This window comes from Oxalobacteraceae sp. CFBP 8761 (genome assembly GCA_014841595.1).
Classification (GTDB): Bacteria; Pseudomonadota; Gammaproteobacteria; order Burkholderiales; family Burkholderiaceae_D; genus Telluria.
This window is the reverse complement of record JACYUE010000002.1, coordinates 359,142-376,826: the sequence shown is the minus strand read 5'-3', so window position 1 is coordinate 376,826 and position 17,685 is coordinate 359,142. Positions and strand designations below refer to the sequence as shown.

The following is a 17,685-nucleotide window of genomic DNA, read 5'->3' as shown; positions in this document are numbered from 1 at the left end:
CACGATTGCCGGCGGCGCGCGGCTGGTGCACCTTATGACAACCATCACGTCATGAGGTCCTGCCATGCCACGCTCGCGCGCCACCCTCCCCGCCGCCTTGCCCCTGCTTGCGGCGACCCTGCTGCTGGCCGCCTGCAGCGCGCCCCAGCAACTGCAAGTGGATGGCACCGCAGCGCCCCCGCCGCCGCCGGCGCCCGGGACGCGGGTCGAGATGACCGGCAGCGCGCTCTCCTCGTATTCAGGCTACGCCGGCGTGCAGCCGACGACCTTCCAGCGTCGCGTCGCCACGATGCCCTATCCGATGCCACAGTACGCACCGGGTGCCGACCGCTTCCCCGACGTCCAGGCCAACCGTGCGGTGCTGGTCGAAGAACAACCCGTATCCACCTTCAGCAGCGACGTCGATACCGCGTCGTATGCGTATGTGCGGCGCCAGCTGAACGCCGGCCGCATGCCGCCACCGGCCGCCGTGCGGGTCGAGGAAATGGTGAACTACTTCCCCTACGCTTATGCCGCACCGAACAAGGCCAGTCAGCCATTCGCGCTGACCACGGCCATCATGCCCAGCCCGTGGAATGCGGACAACCAGCTGCTGCACGTGGCCGTGCGCGGTTATGACCTGCAGCGCGCCGAACGGCCGCCGATGAATGTCGTGCTGCTGGTGGACGTGTCCGGCTCGATGGCCCCGCAGGACCGCCTGCCGCTGCTCAAGCAGGGCTTTCGCCTGTTTGCAAAGGGCTTGCGCGCACAGGACCGGGTGGCGATCGTTACCTACGCCAATGGCACGGCAGTGGCGCTCGAACCCACGACGGGCAGCGACAGGCAGAAGATCATCGACGCCATCGATGCGTTGCAGGCAGCCGGCGGCACGGCCGGCCGCGATGGCCTGGAGCGCGCCTATGCCATGGCCCAACGCCACTTCGATGCGAAAGCCGTCAACCGCGTCATTCTGGCCACCGATGGCGACTTCAATATCGGCGTGAGGGACCCGCGCCAGCTCGAAACCCTCATCGCCGACAAGCGCAAGAGCGGCGTCTACCTGTCGATTTTCGGCGTCGGCGACGGTAACCTGAACGATGCGCTGATCCAGCGCCTGACGCAGTCGGGCAATGGCAATGCCGCCTACATCGACTCGCTGCTGGAAGCGCGCAAGGCGCTGCAAGCTGAACTTGGCTCCACCATGTTCCCGATCGCAAACGATGTCAAGATGCAGGTCGAGTTCAACCCCGCCCGCGTGGCGGCCTATCGCCTGATCGGCTACGAGACGCGCATGCTGGCGCGCCAGGACTTCAAGGACGACAAGGTTGATGCAGGCGACATGGGCGCCGGCCACACGGTGACGGCGATCTACGAGATCACGCCGGCGGCGGGTGCTGCGAAACTGGTCGACCCGCTGCGCTACGGCGCCGCCAAGAAAGCCGTCCCGGCGGGTAGAAGTGACGAGCTGGCGTTCGTGCGGGTGCGCTACAAGCTGCCGGGCGAGAGCAAGAGCCGCCTGGCCGAGCAGCCCGTGCGCCCGGCAACGGCGGGCGCCACGCTGGCCGCCGCGCCGGCCGACCAGCGCTTCGCCGTGGCGGTCACCGCGTTCGGCCAGCGCCTGCGCGGCGAGCCGCAGGTCAGTGACTACAGCTATGCGGACATCGCGACGCTGGCGAACGACGCACGGGGCGCGGATCCGGACGGTTATCGTGCCGAGTTCGTGAAGCTCGTGCGGATGGCGGAATCGCTGGGCCAGGCCGGGGCAACCGGGCGGCCTTGACCGTTCACGGCGCGCCCAGCATGTCCAGCAGCGTCAGCGCCACCACCTTGGTGGCGCGGCGCAAGTCTTCCAGCGCCAGCCGCTCGTCGGCCTTCTTCGCATTCGCCTCCATGACCGTGCGCGGCCCGGCGCCATACAGGACGGCCGGAATGCCACGCTCCCCATATAGCCGCGCATCGGCATACAGCGGCGTGCCGACGGCGGGAATCGCTTTGCCCAGCACGGCGTGTGCGTTGCGGCGCAGGCTCTCCACCAGCAGCTGCGCGCCGGGCAGCGGGCGCAATGCCTGCGACAGCAGCAGGCGCCGGATCTCGAGCCGGATGCCCGGCATGCCGGCCACCGCGTCCGTGATCAGCGCGCGCACCTGCGCTTCGACGGCGACCGGGTCTTCTTCGGGAATCATGCGCCGGTCGAGCTTGAGCACCACCTTGCCCGGCACCACATTGGTATTCGTGCCGCCATCGATGCGCCCGACCAGCATCGTCGGCGAATCGATGCCGGGCACGCCCGACTTGATGGTCTTGAGCCGTGGCAGGTCGCCGTAGATGGCATTGAGCACCCGCGTGGCTGCCTGCAGCGCATCGACCGCGGTTTCAGGCATCGCGCCATGGCCGGCCTTGCCGTGCACCGTCACTTCCAGCTGCAGGCAGGCGTTGTGCGCGGTGATGATGCTGTAGCCAAAACCGGCGGCGATCACGTAGTCGGGCTGCGTCAGGCCCTGCTCCAGCAGCCAGCCCGGCCCCAGCAGCCCGCCAAATTCTTCATCATAGGTAAAGTGCAGCTCGACGCCGCCACGCAGCGGCGCGCCCAGTGCTTCGAGCGCGCGCACCGCGAACACATAGGTGGCAAAGTCGCTTTTCGATACGGCCGCCGCGCGCCCGTACAGGTAGCCGTCTTCGATCACGGCGCCATACGGCGGATGGGTCCAGCCCTCGCCCGGCGGCACGACGTCGCCATGCGCATTGAGCGCCAGCGTCGGCCGGGCTCCGCCGTACGGCCGGCGCACGATCAGGTTCGTGATGCTTTCCAGGCCGTAGTCGATCACCTGCTGCGACGGCACCGCATGCCGCTCGACTGGCCAGCCGGCGCGCTCCAGCATGTCGGCCACGGCCTCGGCGTGCGGCGCGTTGTTGCCCGGTGGCGTATCGGTGGGAATCCGCACGACGGCCTGCAGAAAGCCTACTTCGTCATCGAAGTGGGCGTCGATCCAGTCGGTCAGGCGTGTCTGCAATGCGTTCATGGCGTGTTTCCTGTTTTGGCGCCGGACTCGAACCAGGCTTGAACCACGGCGCGTTCGGCATCGGTCATGTGGGTCAGATTCGCCAGTGGCATGGCCCTGGTTTGCACCGTCTGCTGGTAGATGCGCGCAGCGTGTTGGCCGATCTGTTCCGGCGTTTCGAGCATGACGCCCAGCGGCGCGGCCGCAAAACCGGGCTGCGTCGGTTGCGCTGCATGGCACGAGACGCAGCGCGCGCCCATGATCGTGCGGACCTCGGCAAAGCGGGCGGCGTCGGTGGTCGCAGTGGTAACGACCGGATCGACGCGTACCGGCCGGGCTGGTGCCAGCAGCACGCCAAGACCCAGCAGCAGCGCGGCCCCCGCCACCGGGTACCGCCATTCGATGCGGCCCTTGTGGCGCAGGTTGAAGAAGTGGCGGATCAACACGCCGGCCAGCATGATCACGCCCAGCACCGCCCATGCGTGCGGGTGGTTGTAGGTCATCGCGTAGTGGTTGCTGATCATGATGAACAGCACCGGCAATGTGAAGTAATTGTTGTGGACGCTGCGCTGCTTGGCCTTGATGCCGTGGACCGGATCGGGCTTCTGCCCCGCCAGCATGGCATTCACCATCTTGCGCTGGCCGGGAATGATCAGCATCGCCACGTTTGCCACCATCATCGTGCCGATCATCGCGCCCACGTGCAGGTAGGCCGCGCGACCGCTGAGCAGGTGCGTAAGCACCCAGCTGCTGCCGACCAATAACAAGAAGACCGTCGCGCCAAACGCCAGCTGGCGCTGCACCAGCGGAGAGCGGCACAGCAGATCGTAGACGATCCAGCCCACGACCAGGCTGCCGATGCCGATGCCGATCGCCTGCCCACTCGACAAATCGGCCACGCTGCGGTCGATCATCATCGCTTTCGCATTTATGTAATACACGATGGTCAGGAGCGCAAAGCCCGACAGCCACGTGGAATAGGCTTCCCACTTGAACCAGTGCAGCTCCTTTGGCAATTCGGCAGGCGCCACCAGGTATTTTTGCGGGTTGTAGAAGCCGCCGCCGTGCACGGCCCACAGCTCGCCGGCCACGCCCTTGCGCTCGAGGTCCGAACCGGGCGCCGGCGGCTTGATCGTGTTGTCGAGCCAGACGAAGTAGAACGATGCGCCGATCCAGGCAATGCCGGTGATGATGTGCAGCCAGCGCACCAGCAGATTGAGCCATTCGAGAACGTAGGGGGCCAGGTATCCGGGGTCGAACATGGGCGTCCTTCAGGGTCGCAGATTCAAGGGGAACTACGCGAGCGCGCCAGTGCAACCACGGCGACCGACGGCTTGACGATACGCTGATTTCCATTTCTGCAACAACAAAATCGGCGTATATTCGACATATCCAACTCGATATACAACGAAGACTTCACGGCCATGTCCAGCCTTCCCCGCAACCTCGACCTGCACCTGATCCGCATCCTCTACCTGCTGCTGGTGGAGAAAAACGTCTCGCGCGTGGCGCTCAAACTGAATCAGCCGCAGCCGTCGATCTCGGCGTCGCTGCGCAAGCTGCGCGAGCTGACGGGCGATCCAATCCTCGTGCGCGGCGCGCGCGGCATGGTGCCGACACAGCACGGCGAGGGTCTGCTCAAGCCCGCCAAGCGCATTCTGGATGAAGCCGAGAGCCTGTTCGTGCGCAAGGCGCCGTTCCTGCCTGAAGACGCTACGCGCACCTTCCACATCGCCGCGCCGGATTACCTCGATGCGCGCTTCCTGCCCAATGTGGTGGCGCTGCTGCGCCGCGGTTCGCCCGGCAGCAAGGTCGTGATCCATGCGCTGGGGCCGGGCCAGGATTACCTGCGCATGCTCTCGGACGGCGACATGGACCTGGTGATCGCCAACTGGGACGAGCCGCCGGCGCACCTGCACATCTCGAAGCTGTTTGAAGACCCGATCATCTGCACGATGCGCGCCGACAGTCCGTATGCGCGGCGCACGGCGCCGGACGCGATGACGCTCGAGGATTATCTAGACCTGCCCCACGTTGCTCCGACCCAGATGCTGCCCGGGTACCACGGCGTGATCGACGCGCATCTCGAACGCCTCGGCTTGCAGCGCCGCGTGGCGGTGGAGTCGCCCTACTTCGGCGTGATCCCGTACATGCTCACGCAAAGTGACCTGGTCCTGACCACCGGCCGCCAGTTCATCCGCGCCTACGAGAAGACGCTGCCTTTGAAAAGCTTCACGGTGCCGGTGAAGTTTCCGCCGATGCGCTTTTATCAGTTGTGGCACCAGCGCGTGCACCAGTCGACCGAGCACAAATGGCTGCGCGACCAGGTCAGCAGCGCGGCGCGCGCCCTGGTGCAGGGCTAGTTCTATATGCGCAGGCTGCTGGCAGCCATCCGCCGGGCGATATGGGCGCAGCCACCGCGAGACCGTATGATCGACCGCTTGACCACCATGGAGCGCACATGACCACGATCGCGACGCTGAACGCATGCGAGGCCACCGGCTTTGTCGAGGCCCTGCGCGGCATCTACGAACATTCGCCCTGGATCGCCGCGCGCGCAGCGCAGGCCCGCCCGTTCGCCAGCCTGGCTGCGCTCAAGCGCGCCTTGCAGTCGGTGGTGGATGCGGCCAGCATCGACGAACAACTGGCGCTGCTGCGCGCCCACCCGGAGCTGGCCGGCAAGGCGGCGATCGCCGGCGCCCTGACCGCCGAATCCACGAGCGAGCAAGCCAGTTCGGGACTGGACCGCTGCACGCCGCACGAGTACGCGCAGCTGCACGCGCTCAATGCCGACTACAACGGCCGCTTCGGCTTTCCGTTCATCCTTGCGGTCAAGGGCCCGACCGGCCAGGGGCTGTCACGCCAGGCCATCATCGCCACCTTCGAGCGGCGCATCGGCAATGCACGCGGCGACGAGCTGCGCGAGGCGCTGCGCCAGGTGCACCGCATCGCCGAGATCCGGCTGAACGCGCTGCTGGGTGTGACACCGTCACTTGGCGCGCGCGTGATGGACTGGTGCGAAACGCTGGGCGCCATCAGTGACGTTGAAACGAACCTGACCTGCGCCTACATGACGCCGGCCCACCGGCGCACCGCCGCGTGCATCGCCGGCTGGATGCGCGAAGCCGGCATGACGGCCCACATCGACGCGGTGGGCAATGTCGTCGGCCGCTACGCCGCCGCGCAGCCGGCGGCAAAAACGCTGGCAACCGGTTCGCACTACGACACCGTGCGCGATGGCGGCAAGTACGACGGGCGCCTGGGCATCCTGCTGCCGATCGCCGTCGTCGCCGACCTGCACGCGCGCGGCCAGCGCCTGCCCTACGACCTGGAGGTGATCGCGTTTGCCGAAGAAGAAGGCGTGCGGTATCAAAGCACCTTCCTGGGCAGCAGCGCCATTGCGGGCAGCTTCGACATGGGTTTATTGCACGCCGTCGACAGCGAAGGCGTCACGCTGGGCGACGCGCTGGCGCAGGCTGGCCACGACCACTCGGATATCGCCAGCATCGCACGCGATCCGGCGTCGCTCCTCGGCTTCGTCGAAGTCCACATCGAACAAGGCCCGGTGCTGCTCGAACGTGGCCTGGCATTGGGCGTAGTGAGCGCGATTGCCGGCAGCTCGCGCTATATCGTCGAACTGCGCGGTGTGGCGAGCCATGCCGGCACCACGCCGATGGGCATGCGGCGCGATGCGGCCGCCGCCGCCGCCGAGATCGTGCTGCTGGTGGAAGCGCGCTGCCGCCAGGGCGCGGCCCTGGTCGGCACGGTCGGCCAGCTCGAGGTGCCGGGCGGCTCGGTCAACGTGATCCCCGGCGCGTGTCGCCTGTCCCTTGATATCCGCGCCGCCGACGATGCGGTGCGCCTGGCCGCAGTGGCCGATATCCTGGCCGGCATCAGCGCCATCTGCGCCGCGCGCGGTATCGGCGAGCGGCGGGTCAAGCTGCTGGAGATCGACGCCGTGCCGTGCGCGCCGCGCCTGATGGCGCAGCTGGGCGCAGCGGTGGAACGGGCCGGCCTGCCCCGCTTCGACCTGCCATCCGGCGCCGGCCACGACGCCATGCGCATGGCGCAGGTGACCGACGTGGCGATGCTGTTCGTCCGCTGCGGCAACGGCGGGATCAGTCATAATCCGCTCGAGACGATGACGGCGGATGACGCCGATATCGCAGGGCGGGTACTGCTGGACTTCCTGGAACAGGTCAGCGACGCGCACAGGTGAGAGCGCGCCGAAGGTGATGCACTTCCCTTCGACGCGCGCACGGGCATTTGCTACTATTTTTGAATCGTCACATCAGTCAGGATTCCATGCGCGCATCTGCTTTGTACGGCGCTCTCCTTGCGAGCTTGTCATTTTCTACGCTTGCTGCCGAGGTAGAAACGACGCAGGTCTTTTACAGTAACGGGCAGCTCGAGTACATCGGCTCCGTCGACAGCGCCGCAAATCAGCGGCTCTTTGCGCTGTACGAACAACTGGCGAAAAAGCCCACGACCCTGTCGATCCGCAGCCCTGGCGGCGACATCAATCCCGGCATGGAACTTGGCGCCTGGGTGCATGCGCACAAGCTGAATGTCAGGGTCATGGAATTCTGCTTTTCTTCCTGCGCCAATTACGTGTTCCCCGCCGCAGTGAAAAAGATCGTCAGCAACTTCGCCATGGTTGGCTATCACGGTGGGCCCGGCGGTCCATTGAAGATCGAACTGGACGACGCGCTGACTGCTACCCAGCGAAAGGCTTTCCTGGAAGACATCGAGAAACTCCGCGTCCAGAATGGTCGCCGTGAAGCCGAGTTTTATACAACGATTGGCGTACGCACCGATCTCAGCACACTCGGTCAAGGTGATCAGTACAAACCGTATTACGACAAAAATCCGGACGCACTTGGCTGGACCTATTCGCTCGACGACTTTACCCGGCTGGGCGTACGCGATATCAAGGTCATCAATCCGCCCTGGAAGCCGGGCACCGCGTCCGCACAAACGCCCGTGGTGACCATACCGATCGACGTCAAGCCTGCGCCAGCACCGTGATTGCTGCACGGTGTCGTCGCGCGTTGGTTGCACCTGACCCGCAAGGAGCAAGAATGCCGCAACTTGAACTGACCGATCACGAACTCATCGTTCGAATGGGAAAATGGGAACAGATGATGGCCTTGAGCGCGGATGTGCATGTTCCGCTCACGCAGGTTCGCAGCGTCATCCGGGACGATGGTTACGGCGGCCCAAGCGGATTCAGGCTGGGCCTGCGCCTCCCCGGAACACATATCCCATTCGTCGTCGCGGCCGGCACCTTTCTCAAGGCAGGCGACAGGCAGTTCGTTTTCACGCGGCGCAAGCTGCACACCATCGTCATCGAACTGGCAGACCATGAATGGACACGCCTCGTGATCGGCGTGCCCGATGCCCACGCGGCGGCCGCCCGCATCAACGCTGCGGTCGCGCGCCTTCGCACCAACGCAGACTGACCCGCACTGCCTGCTTCGATCGCACCGGTAAACAGCATGGCGCTTGTCTGCACGCCCCGAGTCGATGGTATGCTAACGCTTACAACTATGACAATGCAAACCCATGTCGACTTATAGCACCCCTGTACTGACCACCCAACGCCTGATGCTGCGCCCGCTGGCCGCCACCGATGCACGGGCCTTGTATGCCATTTTTTCCGACCCTGCCGTCGTGCGCTACTGGAGCGCCGAGCCGTGGACCGACATCTCGATGGCCGAGACTGCCATCGCGCGCGCCCTCGAAGCCTACCGCGACGAGACCGAGCTGCGCTTTGCCATCGAGCTGGCGGGCAGCCGTGAAGTGATCGGTACCGTCGCCCTGCACCACTTCTACAACCAGTACAACCGCTGCGAACTGGGCTACGCCATCGCCAGCGGCCACTGGGGCAATGGCTACGCCAGCGAAGCGATCGAAGCTGTGCTCGATCACGGCTTCAACGAGGTCGGCATCAACCGGGTCGAGGCCGACATCGACCCGCGCAACGACGCGTCCGCCCACGTGCTGGAAAAACTCGGCTTTCGCAAGGAAGGCTTCATGCCGCAGCGCTGGCGCGTGCACGGCGAATACGCCGACACCGTGTTCTACGGCCTGCTGCGCGATTACTGGAACGAGCGCAAGGCGTCCTGACGACGATGCAAAGGCCTCCCATGAAAACCATCGCAGCGTGTTCGGCCCTGGCGCTTGGGGTTCTTGGGCTGGCCCCGCAACCGGTCGCGGCCCAGGCCACGGTGCCGGCCTGGCGCGAGATCACGATCTACGCCAGCGACGCCAGCTATCCGCAGGCACTCGTGCGGCGCGGCGTCCAGGGCATGGTCATGATCGAACTCACGCCCGGCACGCGGGGCCGCAAGGCCGCAGCGACGGTACGCGCTTCGTCGCGCTCGGCCGATCTCGATGCGCTGGCCCTCGGCATGGCAAGGCAACTCGACATCACGGACGTGGATGGCGCCCCCAGCGGCATGGTCACGTACCGCTTCCGCAAGGATCACACCGGGACCATCGCCACCAAGACCTGCGCCGACCTGAATGTCGATGTGGCCTACCACAGCGCAACGTTCCCGGAACGCAGCCTGCGCGAACTGCCCGTGTTCTACGAGAGCGTTGGCAAACTGATTTACAGCTTTCAACGTGAAGGCGAACGCCGCACCTTTCCGCCGGCCGACACGCTGTTCGACGCGACGCTGGCCGGCTGCGCGCGCACGCCGCAGGCAGGCATGCTCGACGTGATGCGCCAGGAAGCGCTCAAGCTCATCGCGCCGTAACACCCAGCGTGCAGCGCCGCCGTATTGACACCCAAAACCGTGCCCCGCTCATCCACGCTGACGACCGCTCGCCCCGGAAATCGCACCGTTCGTCGGATCGCCCTTGGCCTGGGCCGGCTGCATCCCTACAGTAGGGTCATCACTCTTTGAAAGGACTACACGTGAAAACCATTCATACGCCCGCCAGCCGTTTCCAGTCGATCCTGCGCAATGCCGAAGTGGCTGGCCGCACCACCTGGCGCCTGGCCAAATCCGGCGCGCGCTACCTGACCCGCATGCCGTGGCCGGTGCTGCTGGTACTCGCGATCGCCCTCGCCGCGCTGGTCACCATCGTGCCGATCGTGCTGGCCCTGTTCGTTGGCCTCTTGGTGCTCAAGTTCGTCGCCGTGGCCGTGTTTGGCCGCCCACAGCGCCGCCTGCGCCACACGAGCGGGGAATAAATCATGGCAGCGGTCCAGATCAACCGCGCGCTCGACTTCGTGCGCGACGCCATGCGCGAAGCGGGCGCCCTGTGGTGGCGCTTCTTCGACTGGCTCGCGCTGATCGAATGGCGCCAGCTGTACCTGGTCTGGTTCCTGGGTTTCGTCGCCGGCCTGTTCGTCAACCTGGTCGAACCGGCGATCTGGTTCATCCTGGTGTCGTTTGGCGTCAAGGTACTTGCCGGCGGCAAGCGCCGCGCCGAACTGCTGGCGCGCGATGCGTCGAGCAAGGCCGACGTGGCCAATCTCGAACGGCGCCTGACCGAGGCGCAGATGGCCACGCTCCAGGCCCAGGTCGAACCGCACTTCCTGTTCAACACACTGGCGCTGATTGGTCAGCTGATCGAAACCGATCCGAAGGAAGCCGCGCGCGTGCACGGTCACCTGATCGAATACCTGCGCGCATCACTGCCGCAGATGCGCGGGTCGATGGGCAAAGGCGGCACCGGCGGCACGCTGGGCAAGCAGGTCGAACTCTCGCGCGCCTATCTCGCCATCATGCAGGCGCGCATGAAAGAACGGCTCCAGGTCCGCTTCGAGGTGCCCGATTTTCTGGGCAGCGCGCCGTTCCCGCCGATGATGCTGCAGACGCTGATCGAGAACGCGATCAAGCACGGACTCGAGCCCAAGGTTGCGGGCGGCACGATCGTCGTGCGCTCGCGGGTCGAAGGCGCCACGCTGCATGTCGATGTTCTGGACGACGGCGTCGGCTTCAACCTGCATGCCGGCAGCGGCGTGGGCCTGGCGAATATCCGCGAACGCCTGGCGCTGTTGTACGGCAAAGAGGCCGAGCTTGTGATCGAAGCACCGGTAACAGGCGGCGCCTGCGTGTCGATTCGCCTGCCTTACCGGATGACCGAAGACGGCTGATATTACGATGCACTCCGCGATGCACTCCGCCATGCCCACTGCCCTGATTGCCGATGACGAAGCCCTGATGCGCGACCAGTTACGGGCGCGCCTGCACGAGGCGTGGCCCGAGCTGCGCATCGTCGCCGAAGCCGCCAACGGGGTCGAGGCGGTGGCGCTGGCGGCGCAGCACAAGCCGGACATCGCGTTCCTCGACATCCGCATGCCGGGCATGGGCGGCATCGACGCGGCAAGGCAGTTGTACGCCGACTGCCACATCGTATTTGCGACCGCCTACGACCAGTACGCGGTCGAGGCATTCGAGCACGGTGCGATCGATTACCTGCTCAAGCCCGTGACACTGGCGCGGCTCGATACCACGGTGGCGCGCCTGCGCCGTCAGCTCGAGCACAAGCCGCAGGACATCGGCGCCCAGCTGGCGCGGCTGGCGCAACTGGGCGACCAGCTGCTGGGTCGCGCGGCGCCCTCGTCGAAACCATCGTACCTGCGCTGGATCCAGGCCCAGTCGGGCACCAGCCTGCGCATGGTCGCGACGTCCGAGGTACTGTTCTTCCAGTCCGACGACAAGTACACGCGGGTGCAGACGGCCACCGCCCAGCACCTGATCCGCAAGACGCTCAAGGAACTCGAAGAAGCGCTCGACCCGGACGAATTCTGGCGCATCCACCGCTCGACGCTGGTGCGCGTCGATGCGATTGCCGAAGTGCGACGCGACCTGCGTGGCCGGCAGATGCTCACGCTGCACGGCTACCCCGAGGCGCTGGAAGTGAGCCGCAATCACAGCACGCTGTTCCAGCAGATGTAGTCGTGCACGACCACACCGCCCCAACGACCGACGCTGCTGCCGATGGCGCAGGTGCCAGTTCGCTGTTCGCCATCTTCCGGATCTTCCTGATGCTGGGCCTGCGCTCATTCGGCGGCCCGATTGCCCACCTGGGCTACTTTCGCAACGAATTCGTCCTGCGCCGCCGCTGGCTGGACGACGCGCGCTATGGCGAACTGGTCGCACTGTGCCAGTTCCTGCCCGGGCCGGCGTCGAGCCAGGTTGGTTTCGCGCTGGGCGTGCTGCGCGGCGGCGGTGTGCTGGGCGGCTGCGCCGCGTGGCTCGGCTTTACCCTGCCGTCGGCGCTGCTGATGCTCGCCTGGGCGCTCGGTGCCGCCGTCACGACCGGCCCACTGGCCACTGGCGCGGTGCACGGGCTGAAACTGGTGGCGGTCGCTGTCGTTGCGCAAGCCGTGTGGGGGATGGCGGGCACGCTGACGCCCGACTGGCAACGCAAGGTGATTGCCCTGGCCGCCATCGCAATTGTGGTCGTTGCTGCCGGTCCCGGTGGCCAGTTTATTGCCATCGCGGCCGGTGCGCTGGCCGGCTGGGCCTGGTGCCGCGGCGAGGCACCGCACGGCGCTGCCCCGCTCGCGTTTCCGGTGCGCGTGGCGGGCGGCGTGGCCGCGCTGGTCCTGTGTGGTTTGCTGTTCGTGCTGTTGCCCGTCTCCGCCGCTGCCACGCAGTACCGGCCACTCGCCTTGTTTGACGCCTTCTACCGGTCGGGCGCGCTCGTGTTCGGCGGCGGGCACGTGGTGTTGCCGTTGCTGCAGGCCGAAACCGTTGCCAGCGGCTGGATCGCCAGCGAAACGTTCCTGTCGGGGTATGGGATGGCCCAGGCGCTGCCCGGGCCGCTGTTTGCATTTGCCGCATTCCTTGGCGCGCAGGCCGGGATGAGCGCCACCGCCGTCGGCGGCGCCTGCGTGGCGCTGGTAGCATTGTTCCTGCCGGGCCTGTTGCTCGTCTACGGCGCGCTGCCATTCTGGGCCCGACTGCAGCGCCAGCGCGCGCTGCGCCACGTGGTCATGGGCGCGAATGCCGCCGTCGTGGGCATCCTCGGCGCGGCGCTGTACAACCCCGTGTGGACGAGCGCCGTGCTCGACCTGCGTGACGCCGCCGTGGCGCTGGGCTGCTTCCTGCTGCTGGTGACGTGGCGCGCCCCGGCCTGGCTGGTCGTGGCCCTGGCCGCCGCAACCGGCGTACTGATGACGATGGTCTGACAAGCGTCTCCCATCAAGCAGGGAAATAACGCGTGCTGTCGACATCCTCCATCAGCGTGCCCTGGCGTGGATGCCAATCGAGCACCTCGCGCGTCCAGCTACACGATGCCGGCACGTCCATGCCGGCGAAATGCGCCAGCGCGCCAAAGTGCTGCGCTGCTGCAGCACGCGCGATACCCGTCACCGGCACGCCCAGGCGCCGACCGATCGCCGCTGCAATCTCGTGAAACGGCACGCCCTCCTCGGCCACGGCGTGATAGCGCGCACCCGGGACGGCGCGCTCGAGCGCCAGGCGAAACACGCGCGCGGCATCCAGACGATGCACCGACGACCAGCGGTTGGCGCCATCGTCGACAAATGCCGCCACCCTTTTCGTGCGGGCGAAACCGATCATCATCGGCACCAGGCCGTGATCGCCCTCACCGTGCACGGATGGCGGCAGGCGCACGACCGACGCATTCACACCGCGCGCGACCAGCGCGCTGGCAGCATGTTCCGATGCACGCGGATACGCCGGGCTGAGCGGGAACGTCACATCCTCTTCGGTTGCCGGTCTGCCCTGCACATCGAGCACCATGCCTGACGTCACAATCAACGGACGATTCGAGCCCTTGAGCGCCGCGCCCAGTGCCTCGATCGCGCGCCGGTCCTGCGCGCAGTTGGCGGCGTACCGTGAAAAGTCGTGATCGAACGCGGTATGGATTACGCCATCGACCGCCGCGACTGCGTCGCGCAGTCCCTCGACATCGTCGAGCGTGCCGCGCCACGCCCGCACGCCTAGCGCGGACAGCGCCGCCGCGCCGCCTTCCGACCGCGTCAGGCCGGTGACGGTATGGCCGGCGGCGAGTACATCCTGTACCACGGCAGTGCCGACGAATCCGGTCGCACCGGTAATGAATACATGCATGACATCCTCCTGTTGGGTAGATGTCCACTATCGACGGGCTGCGTATCCGGGTAAAGTAGTGACTTTATACGGGTATAAGAGGTAACAGGATGGATGGGGCAACGAGCCGCGACAATCCGCTGGGCAGCTACCTGAAAGACCGCCGCGCCCGCCTCGATCCGGCAGCGCTCGGGCTGGGCAGCATGCGCCGACGCACGCCAGGCCTGCGGCGCGAAGAAGTCGCGCAGCGCGCCAGCATCAGCACCACCTGGTACACCTGGCTGGAACAGGGCCGGGGCGGTGCCCCGTCGGCCGAGGTCGCCGGGCGCATCGCGCGGGCGCTGATGCTCACCGGCGCTGAGCGCGAACACCTGTTCCTGCTGGCCCTGGGCCGGCCACCGGCGCCGCACCATGCACCGCACGCGGCAATCTCGCCGCGCATCCAGCGCGTACTCGATGCATTGCCCGCGAGTCCGGCCTTCGTCAAGACCGCCAGTTGGGATGTGGTCGCCTGGAACCGCGCCGCTGCGGCGGTGTTCGGCTACGACAGCGCCACACCCGAGCAACGCAACATCCTGCGCCGCATCTTTTGTGACCCCGCCACGCGCGCCGCCCAGCGCGACTGGGACAGCGTGGCGCGGTTCGTCGTCGCAGCCTTCCGGGCCGACATGACGCGCGCTGGTGTCGACGTCCATTCGGACCCGCTGGTCCGTGAGCTGCGCCAGCGCAGCCCGGATTTCGACGCGCTGTGGCAAAGCCGGGATGTCGGCACCTACGGCGAAGGCACGAAGCAGTTGCGCCATCCGGTGGCCGGCTGGCTCGCACTGGAATATTCATCGTTTGCCGTCGATAGCCGCCCGGACCTGTCGATGGTCGTCTACAACCCGGCAACGCCGGAGGATGCGGCGCGGATCGTGGCGTTATCGACTGGCTGAGGTTGCACGCATGCCAGGTCCCACAGGCGCAGGACCTGCGTGATCGCGGCATCCATCGCCGCAGCTGAAACGCCGTCGCGTGCCAGCGTCGTCAATCCAAGAAGAAAACTCTCGAACACCGTCGCCAGTGCGCGAGGCTCGGTATCCGGGCGCAGTTCACCTTGCGCAATGCCGCGCTCGACGCAGGCCAGCATGCCGGCGCCGGTACGGGCGCGCGACGCGTCCAGCGCAGCAGTCAGCGTAGCATCGGCATCGCAGCCGGTGCCCACGACGCCCAGCACCACCATGCATCCGGTGGGATGGCCGCTTCCCGCCTGCATGGCGGCCGAGCGACGCAACGCCGTCTCGATGGCCAGACGCGGCGCCATTCCGGTATCCCACAGACAGTCGGTGACGGTGCCGTGCGTGCTCAGATAGCAGCGCACGGTTTCCTGGAACAGGGCTTCTTTCGAACCGAACGCCGCATAGAAACTTGGCGCGGAAATACCTAGTGCGGTCTTCAGCCGGGCGAGCGACGTCGCCTCGTAACCATGTTCCCAGAATAGATGCATGGCCGTGGTCAGCGCGGCATTGCGATCGAATTGTCGGGGTCGGCCCATCTGCGCCATCGTAGTCTCCTCGTCGAATACTTCCATACTAGTCGGTACAAAAGTCATTGACAAGCAGCGCGTGCATCGCCTACATTCGTACCAATCGGTACATAAGTGCCGTGAGCGGTGCTTCGGCGGCGCTTCCCACCCTACAAAGGAGCGCATCATGCACGCCAAGACTGCCCATCCACCGAACGTCGTGGCCGGTGACGACCGACTACCCATTGCCGCTCTGCTTGCCCTGGCAATGACCGGATTCATCTGTATTGCAACCGAAACGCTGCCAGCTGGCCTGTTGCCGAATATTTCGGATGAGCTCGGCGTGACGACGGCGATGGCAGGCCAGACCGTGACCGCCTATGCGCTCGGCTCGGTACTGGCCGCCATCCCGCTCACCATTGCCACGGGCGGCTGGCGGCGGCGCAACGTCCTGCTGCTGACGATCATCGGTTTTCTCATCTTCAATTCGGTGACTGCCTTGTCATCCAGCTTCTGGCTGACGATGACGGCGCGCTTTTTCGCTGGCGCCGCGGCAGGTCTGGCGTGGAGTCTGCTCGCTGGCTATGCGCGCAAGATGGTGGCCGTGCACCAGCAGGGGCGTGCGATGGCGATCGCCATGGTCGGCACGCCGATTGCGCTCGCGCTCGGTGTGCCGATGGGCACCTGGCTAGGGAATATGCTGGGCTGGCGCAGCGCGTTCGGCATCATGTCGGCGCTGTCGGTGCTACTCATCGGCTGGGTGCTTGCCGTGGTGCCCGATTACGCGGGACAGCCGGCGAGCGAACGCGTCGGCATGCGCAGCGTGCTGGCCACCCCGGGCGTCAAGCCCGTGCTGGCAACGGTCATTGCGTGGATGCTGGCGCACAATATTCTCTATACCTACATCGCGCCGTTCGTCGCGCACGCCGGCTTGCAGGGCCGGGTCGACCTGATCCTGCTGGTGTTCGGCCTGGCGGCATTGATCGGCATCTGGATTGCAGGCCGCACAGTTGATCGCCATCTGCGTACTGCAGTACTGGCCAGCCTGACGACCTTCGCGCTTGTCGCCCTGTCGTTCATTGCCTGGTCAGATCATCCGCTGGCGATCTATGTCGGCACTGCAGTCTGGGGCGTGACCTTTGGTGGCGCCGCAACCCTGCTGCAAACCGCGCTGGCCGACAGTGCGGGCGCCGGCGCCGATGTCGCCCTGTCGATGAACGTCGTGGCCTGGAACAGTGCGATTGCCGGCGCCGGCGTACTGGGTGGCGTGATGCTGCAAACCTGGGGCGCGCACGCCTTCCCATGGGCCCTGCTCTGCCTGCTTGGCGTTGCACTGGGCATCGTCTGGTCAGCCCGGTCACATGGCTTCAGGAACGGGCCTCGGGCTGGCGGCGCGGTCGTCGTCGGCCATTGATGTGTCAGGCAGTACGGTGCCGATCAGCCGAAGACGCCTTCGTCCGACCCGTCGCCGTCGAAGAACCCGCTCGGCTCGTCGCCATGGTTGCTGTCGGCCAGCGGATCGTCGGCCGCGCCCGGTTCGTCGATGGCGCCGATACCCGCCTGGTCGGCCAGTGCGCCACCGCTGTTTGCGTCGCCCGTCCCGGCGTCGGCCAGCAGATGATTGGTGCCACCTTCCGCGCCGGCTCCCCCATCATTGTGATCGAGCAGATTGCCGATGCCATGGAACAGGAAGCTGCCGGCGGCCACGCCAGCCGCCGTGGCCGCGATCGTACCCAGCATGCCGCCACCGGCGCCGCTCAGGAAGCCGCCGCTGCGCGTCGATGGCGCCATGCCTTGCGCTGCGCCCTGCACCGGCGCTGGTGTGGATGAATTGCTTTGCGCCGAATTGCCCCACGTATTCGCGTCGAGGAACCCGCCGCTCCCCTTCGTGGTCTGACGTTCCAGCTCGGCGATGCGCGCCTTGGCATTGCCCAGCGCCTGCTCCACCAGCAGCGCGCGCTGCACCAGCAGGTAGGCAGCATCCGGCTGCTCGGCCACGGCGCGCTGAATCAGCGCATCGGCTTGCGGATCTTTCGTCACGCCACGGGCCTGGACCAGCTGGCCCAGGAAGTCCTGCAAGGTTTTTTCGTCTGACGGGTTCATGATGGTCTCCGGTTGGAAGGTACGATATGCTTACATTGTGGGCCCGTTGTCGAAATTT

18 protein-coding genes are annotated in these 17,685 nt (G+C 66.2%); 13 read left to right on the top strand and 5 right to left on the bottom strand.

Features of this window, described 5'->3' with window-relative positions; genetic code table 11:
• Nucleotides 1-64 precede the first annotated feature (64 nt).
• The gene (locus IFU00_14120) at nucleotides 65-1,759 is read left to right on the top strand and encodes a VWA domain-containing protein (protein ID MBD8543418.1); all 1,695 of its coding nucleotides are present in this window, start codon (nucleotides 65-67) and stop codon (nucleotides 1,757-1,759) included.
• Between the two features lie 4 nt (nucleotides 1,760-1,763).
• Here IFU00_14120 and IFU00_14115 read toward each other — a convergent pair whose 3' ends face one another.
• Together IFU00_14115 and IFU00_14110 are read right to left on the bottom strand one after the other, a co-directional pair.
• Entirely contained in the window at nucleotides 1,764-2,999 is a 1,236-nt protein-coding gene (locus IFU00_14115; protein MBD8543417.1) for a M20/M25/M40 family metallo-hydrolase, read from the bottom strand.
• Nucleotides 2,996-4,240, bottom strand: a complete 1,245-nt coding sequence (locus IFU00_14110) for a urate hydroxylase PuuD (protein MBD8543416.1) — start codon at nucleotides 4,238-4,240, stop codon at nucleotides 2,996-2,998. The genes IFU00_14115 and IFU00_14110 overlap by 4 nt, the downstream gene beginning before the upstream one ends.
• A 162-nt stretch (nucleotides 4,241-4,402) precedes the next feature.
• On the opposite strand from IFU00_14110, the gene IFU00_14105 reads away from it, so the two are divergent.
• The 10 genes from IFU00_14105 to chrA all read left to right on the top strand — a co-directional run bounded on the left by IFU00_14105 (nucleotide 4,403) and on the right by chrA (nucleotide 13,134).
• Nucleotides 4,403-5,341, top strand: coding sequence for a LysR family transcriptional regulator (locus IFU00_14105; protein MBD8543415.1), 939 nt, complete (start codon nucleotides 4,403-4,405; stop codon nucleotides 5,339-5,341).
• A gap of 98 nt (nucleotides 5,342-5,439) precedes the next feature.
• Nucleotides 5,440-7,197 carry an allantoate amidohydrolase gene (locus IFU00_14100; GenBank protein ID MBD8543414.1) on the top strand — a complete coding sequence of 586 codons (1,758 nt, stop codon included), beginning with the start codon at nucleotides 5,440-5,442 and terminating at the stop codon, nucleotides 7,195-7,197.
• A gap of 86 nt (nucleotides 7,198-7,283) precedes the next feature.
• Nucleotides 7,284-8,006 (top strand): hypothetical protein, encoded by a 723-nt coding sequence (locus tag IFU00_14095; GenBank protein ID MBD8543413.1) that lies wholly within the window; start codon nucleotides 7,284-7,286, stop codon nucleotides 8,004-8,006.
• Between the two features lie 53 nt (nucleotides 8,007-8,059).
• Entirely contained in the window at nucleotides 8,060-8,440 is a 381-nt protein-coding gene (locus tag IFU00_14090) for a hypothetical protein (GenBank protein ID MBD8543412.1), read from the top strand.
• A 103-nt stretch (nucleotides 8,441-8,543) separates the two neighbouring features.
• Complete coding sequence (locus IFU00_14085; GenBank protein ID MBD8543411.1) at nucleotides 8,544-9,107, top strand: GNAT family N-acetyltransferase; 564 nt, start codon at nucleotides 8,544-8,546, stop codon at nucleotides 9,105-9,107.
• Nucleotides 9,108-9,127: 20 nt separating this feature from the next.
• Entirely contained in the window at nucleotides 9,128-9,742 is a 615-nt protein-coding gene (locus IFU00_14080) for an energy transducer TonB (GenBank protein MBD8543410.1), read from the top strand.
• A 161-nt stretch (nucleotides 9,743-9,903) separates the two neighbouring features.
• A complete protein-coding gene (locus IFU00_14075; GenBank protein ID MBD8543409.1) occupies nucleotides 9,904-10,182 on the top strand; it encodes a hypothetical protein in 279 nt (92 codons plus the stop codon).
• A gap of 3 nt (nucleotides 10,183-10,185) precedes the next feature.
• Complete coding sequence (locus tag IFU00_14070) at nucleotides 10,186-11,091, top strand: histidine kinase (protein ID MBD8543408.1); 906 nt, start codon at nucleotides 10,186-10,188, stop codon at nucleotides 11,089-11,091.
• Between the two features lie 31 nt (nucleotides 11,092-11,122).
• Nucleotides 11,123-11,896, top strand: a complete 774-nt coding sequence (locus IFU00_14065; protein MBD8543407.1) for a response regulator transcription factor — start codon at nucleotides 11,123-11,125, stop codon at nucleotides 11,894-11,896.
• 62 nt (nucleotides 11,897-11,958) lie between these two features.
• Nucleotides 11,959-13,134, top strand: coding sequence for a chromate efflux transporter (chrA, locus tag IFU00_14060; protein ID MBD8543406.1), 1,176 nt, complete (start codon nucleotides 11,959-11,961; stop codon nucleotides 13,132-13,134).
• 13 nt (nucleotides 13,135-13,147) lie between these two features.
• Here chrA and IFU00_14055 read toward each other — a convergent pair whose 3' ends face one another.
• Nucleotides 13,148-14,041: an SDR family oxidoreductase gene (locus IFU00_14055; GenBank protein ID MBD8543405.1), complete on the bottom strand. Its 894-nt coding sequence runs from the start codon at nucleotides 14,039-14,041 to the stop codon at nucleotides 13,148-13,150.
• Nucleotides 14,042-14,130: 89 nt separating this feature from the next.
• Between IFU00_14055 and IFU00_14050 the strand changes: the two genes are divergently transcribed.
• Nucleotides 14,131-14,955, top strand: coding sequence for a helix-turn-helix domain-containing protein (locus IFU00_14050; GenBank protein ID MBD8543404.1), 825 nt, complete (start codon nucleotides 14,131-14,133; stop codon nucleotides 14,953-14,955).
• Here the strand turns inward: IFU00_14050 and IFU00_14045 are convergent.
• Complete coding sequence (locus IFU00_14045; protein MBD8543403.1) at nucleotides 14,898-15,563, bottom strand: TetR/AcrR family transcriptional regulator; 666 nt, start codon at nucleotides 15,561-15,563, stop codon at nucleotides 14,898-14,900. The genes IFU00_14050 and IFU00_14045 overlap by 58 nt on opposite strands.
• Nucleotides 15,564-15,711: 148 nt before the next feature.
• On the opposite strand from IFU00_14045, the gene IFU00_14040 reads away from it, so the two are divergent.
• Nucleotides 15,712-16,938 (top strand): MFS transporter, encoded by a 1,227-nt coding sequence (locus tag IFU00_14040; protein MBD8543402.1) that lies wholly within the window; start codon nucleotides 15,712-15,714, stop codon nucleotides 16,936-16,938.
• A gap of 23 nt (nucleotides 16,939-16,961) precedes the next feature.
• Here the strand turns inward: IFU00_14040 and IFU00_14035 are convergent, their stop codons facing one another.
• Nucleotides 16,962-17,627, bottom strand: a complete 666-nt coding sequence (locus IFU00_14035) for a DUF2076 family protein (GenBank protein ID MBD8543401.1) — start codon at nucleotides 17,625-17,627, stop codon at nucleotides 16,962-16,964.
• Between the last annotated feature and the right edge of the window lie 58 nt (nucleotides 17,628-17,685).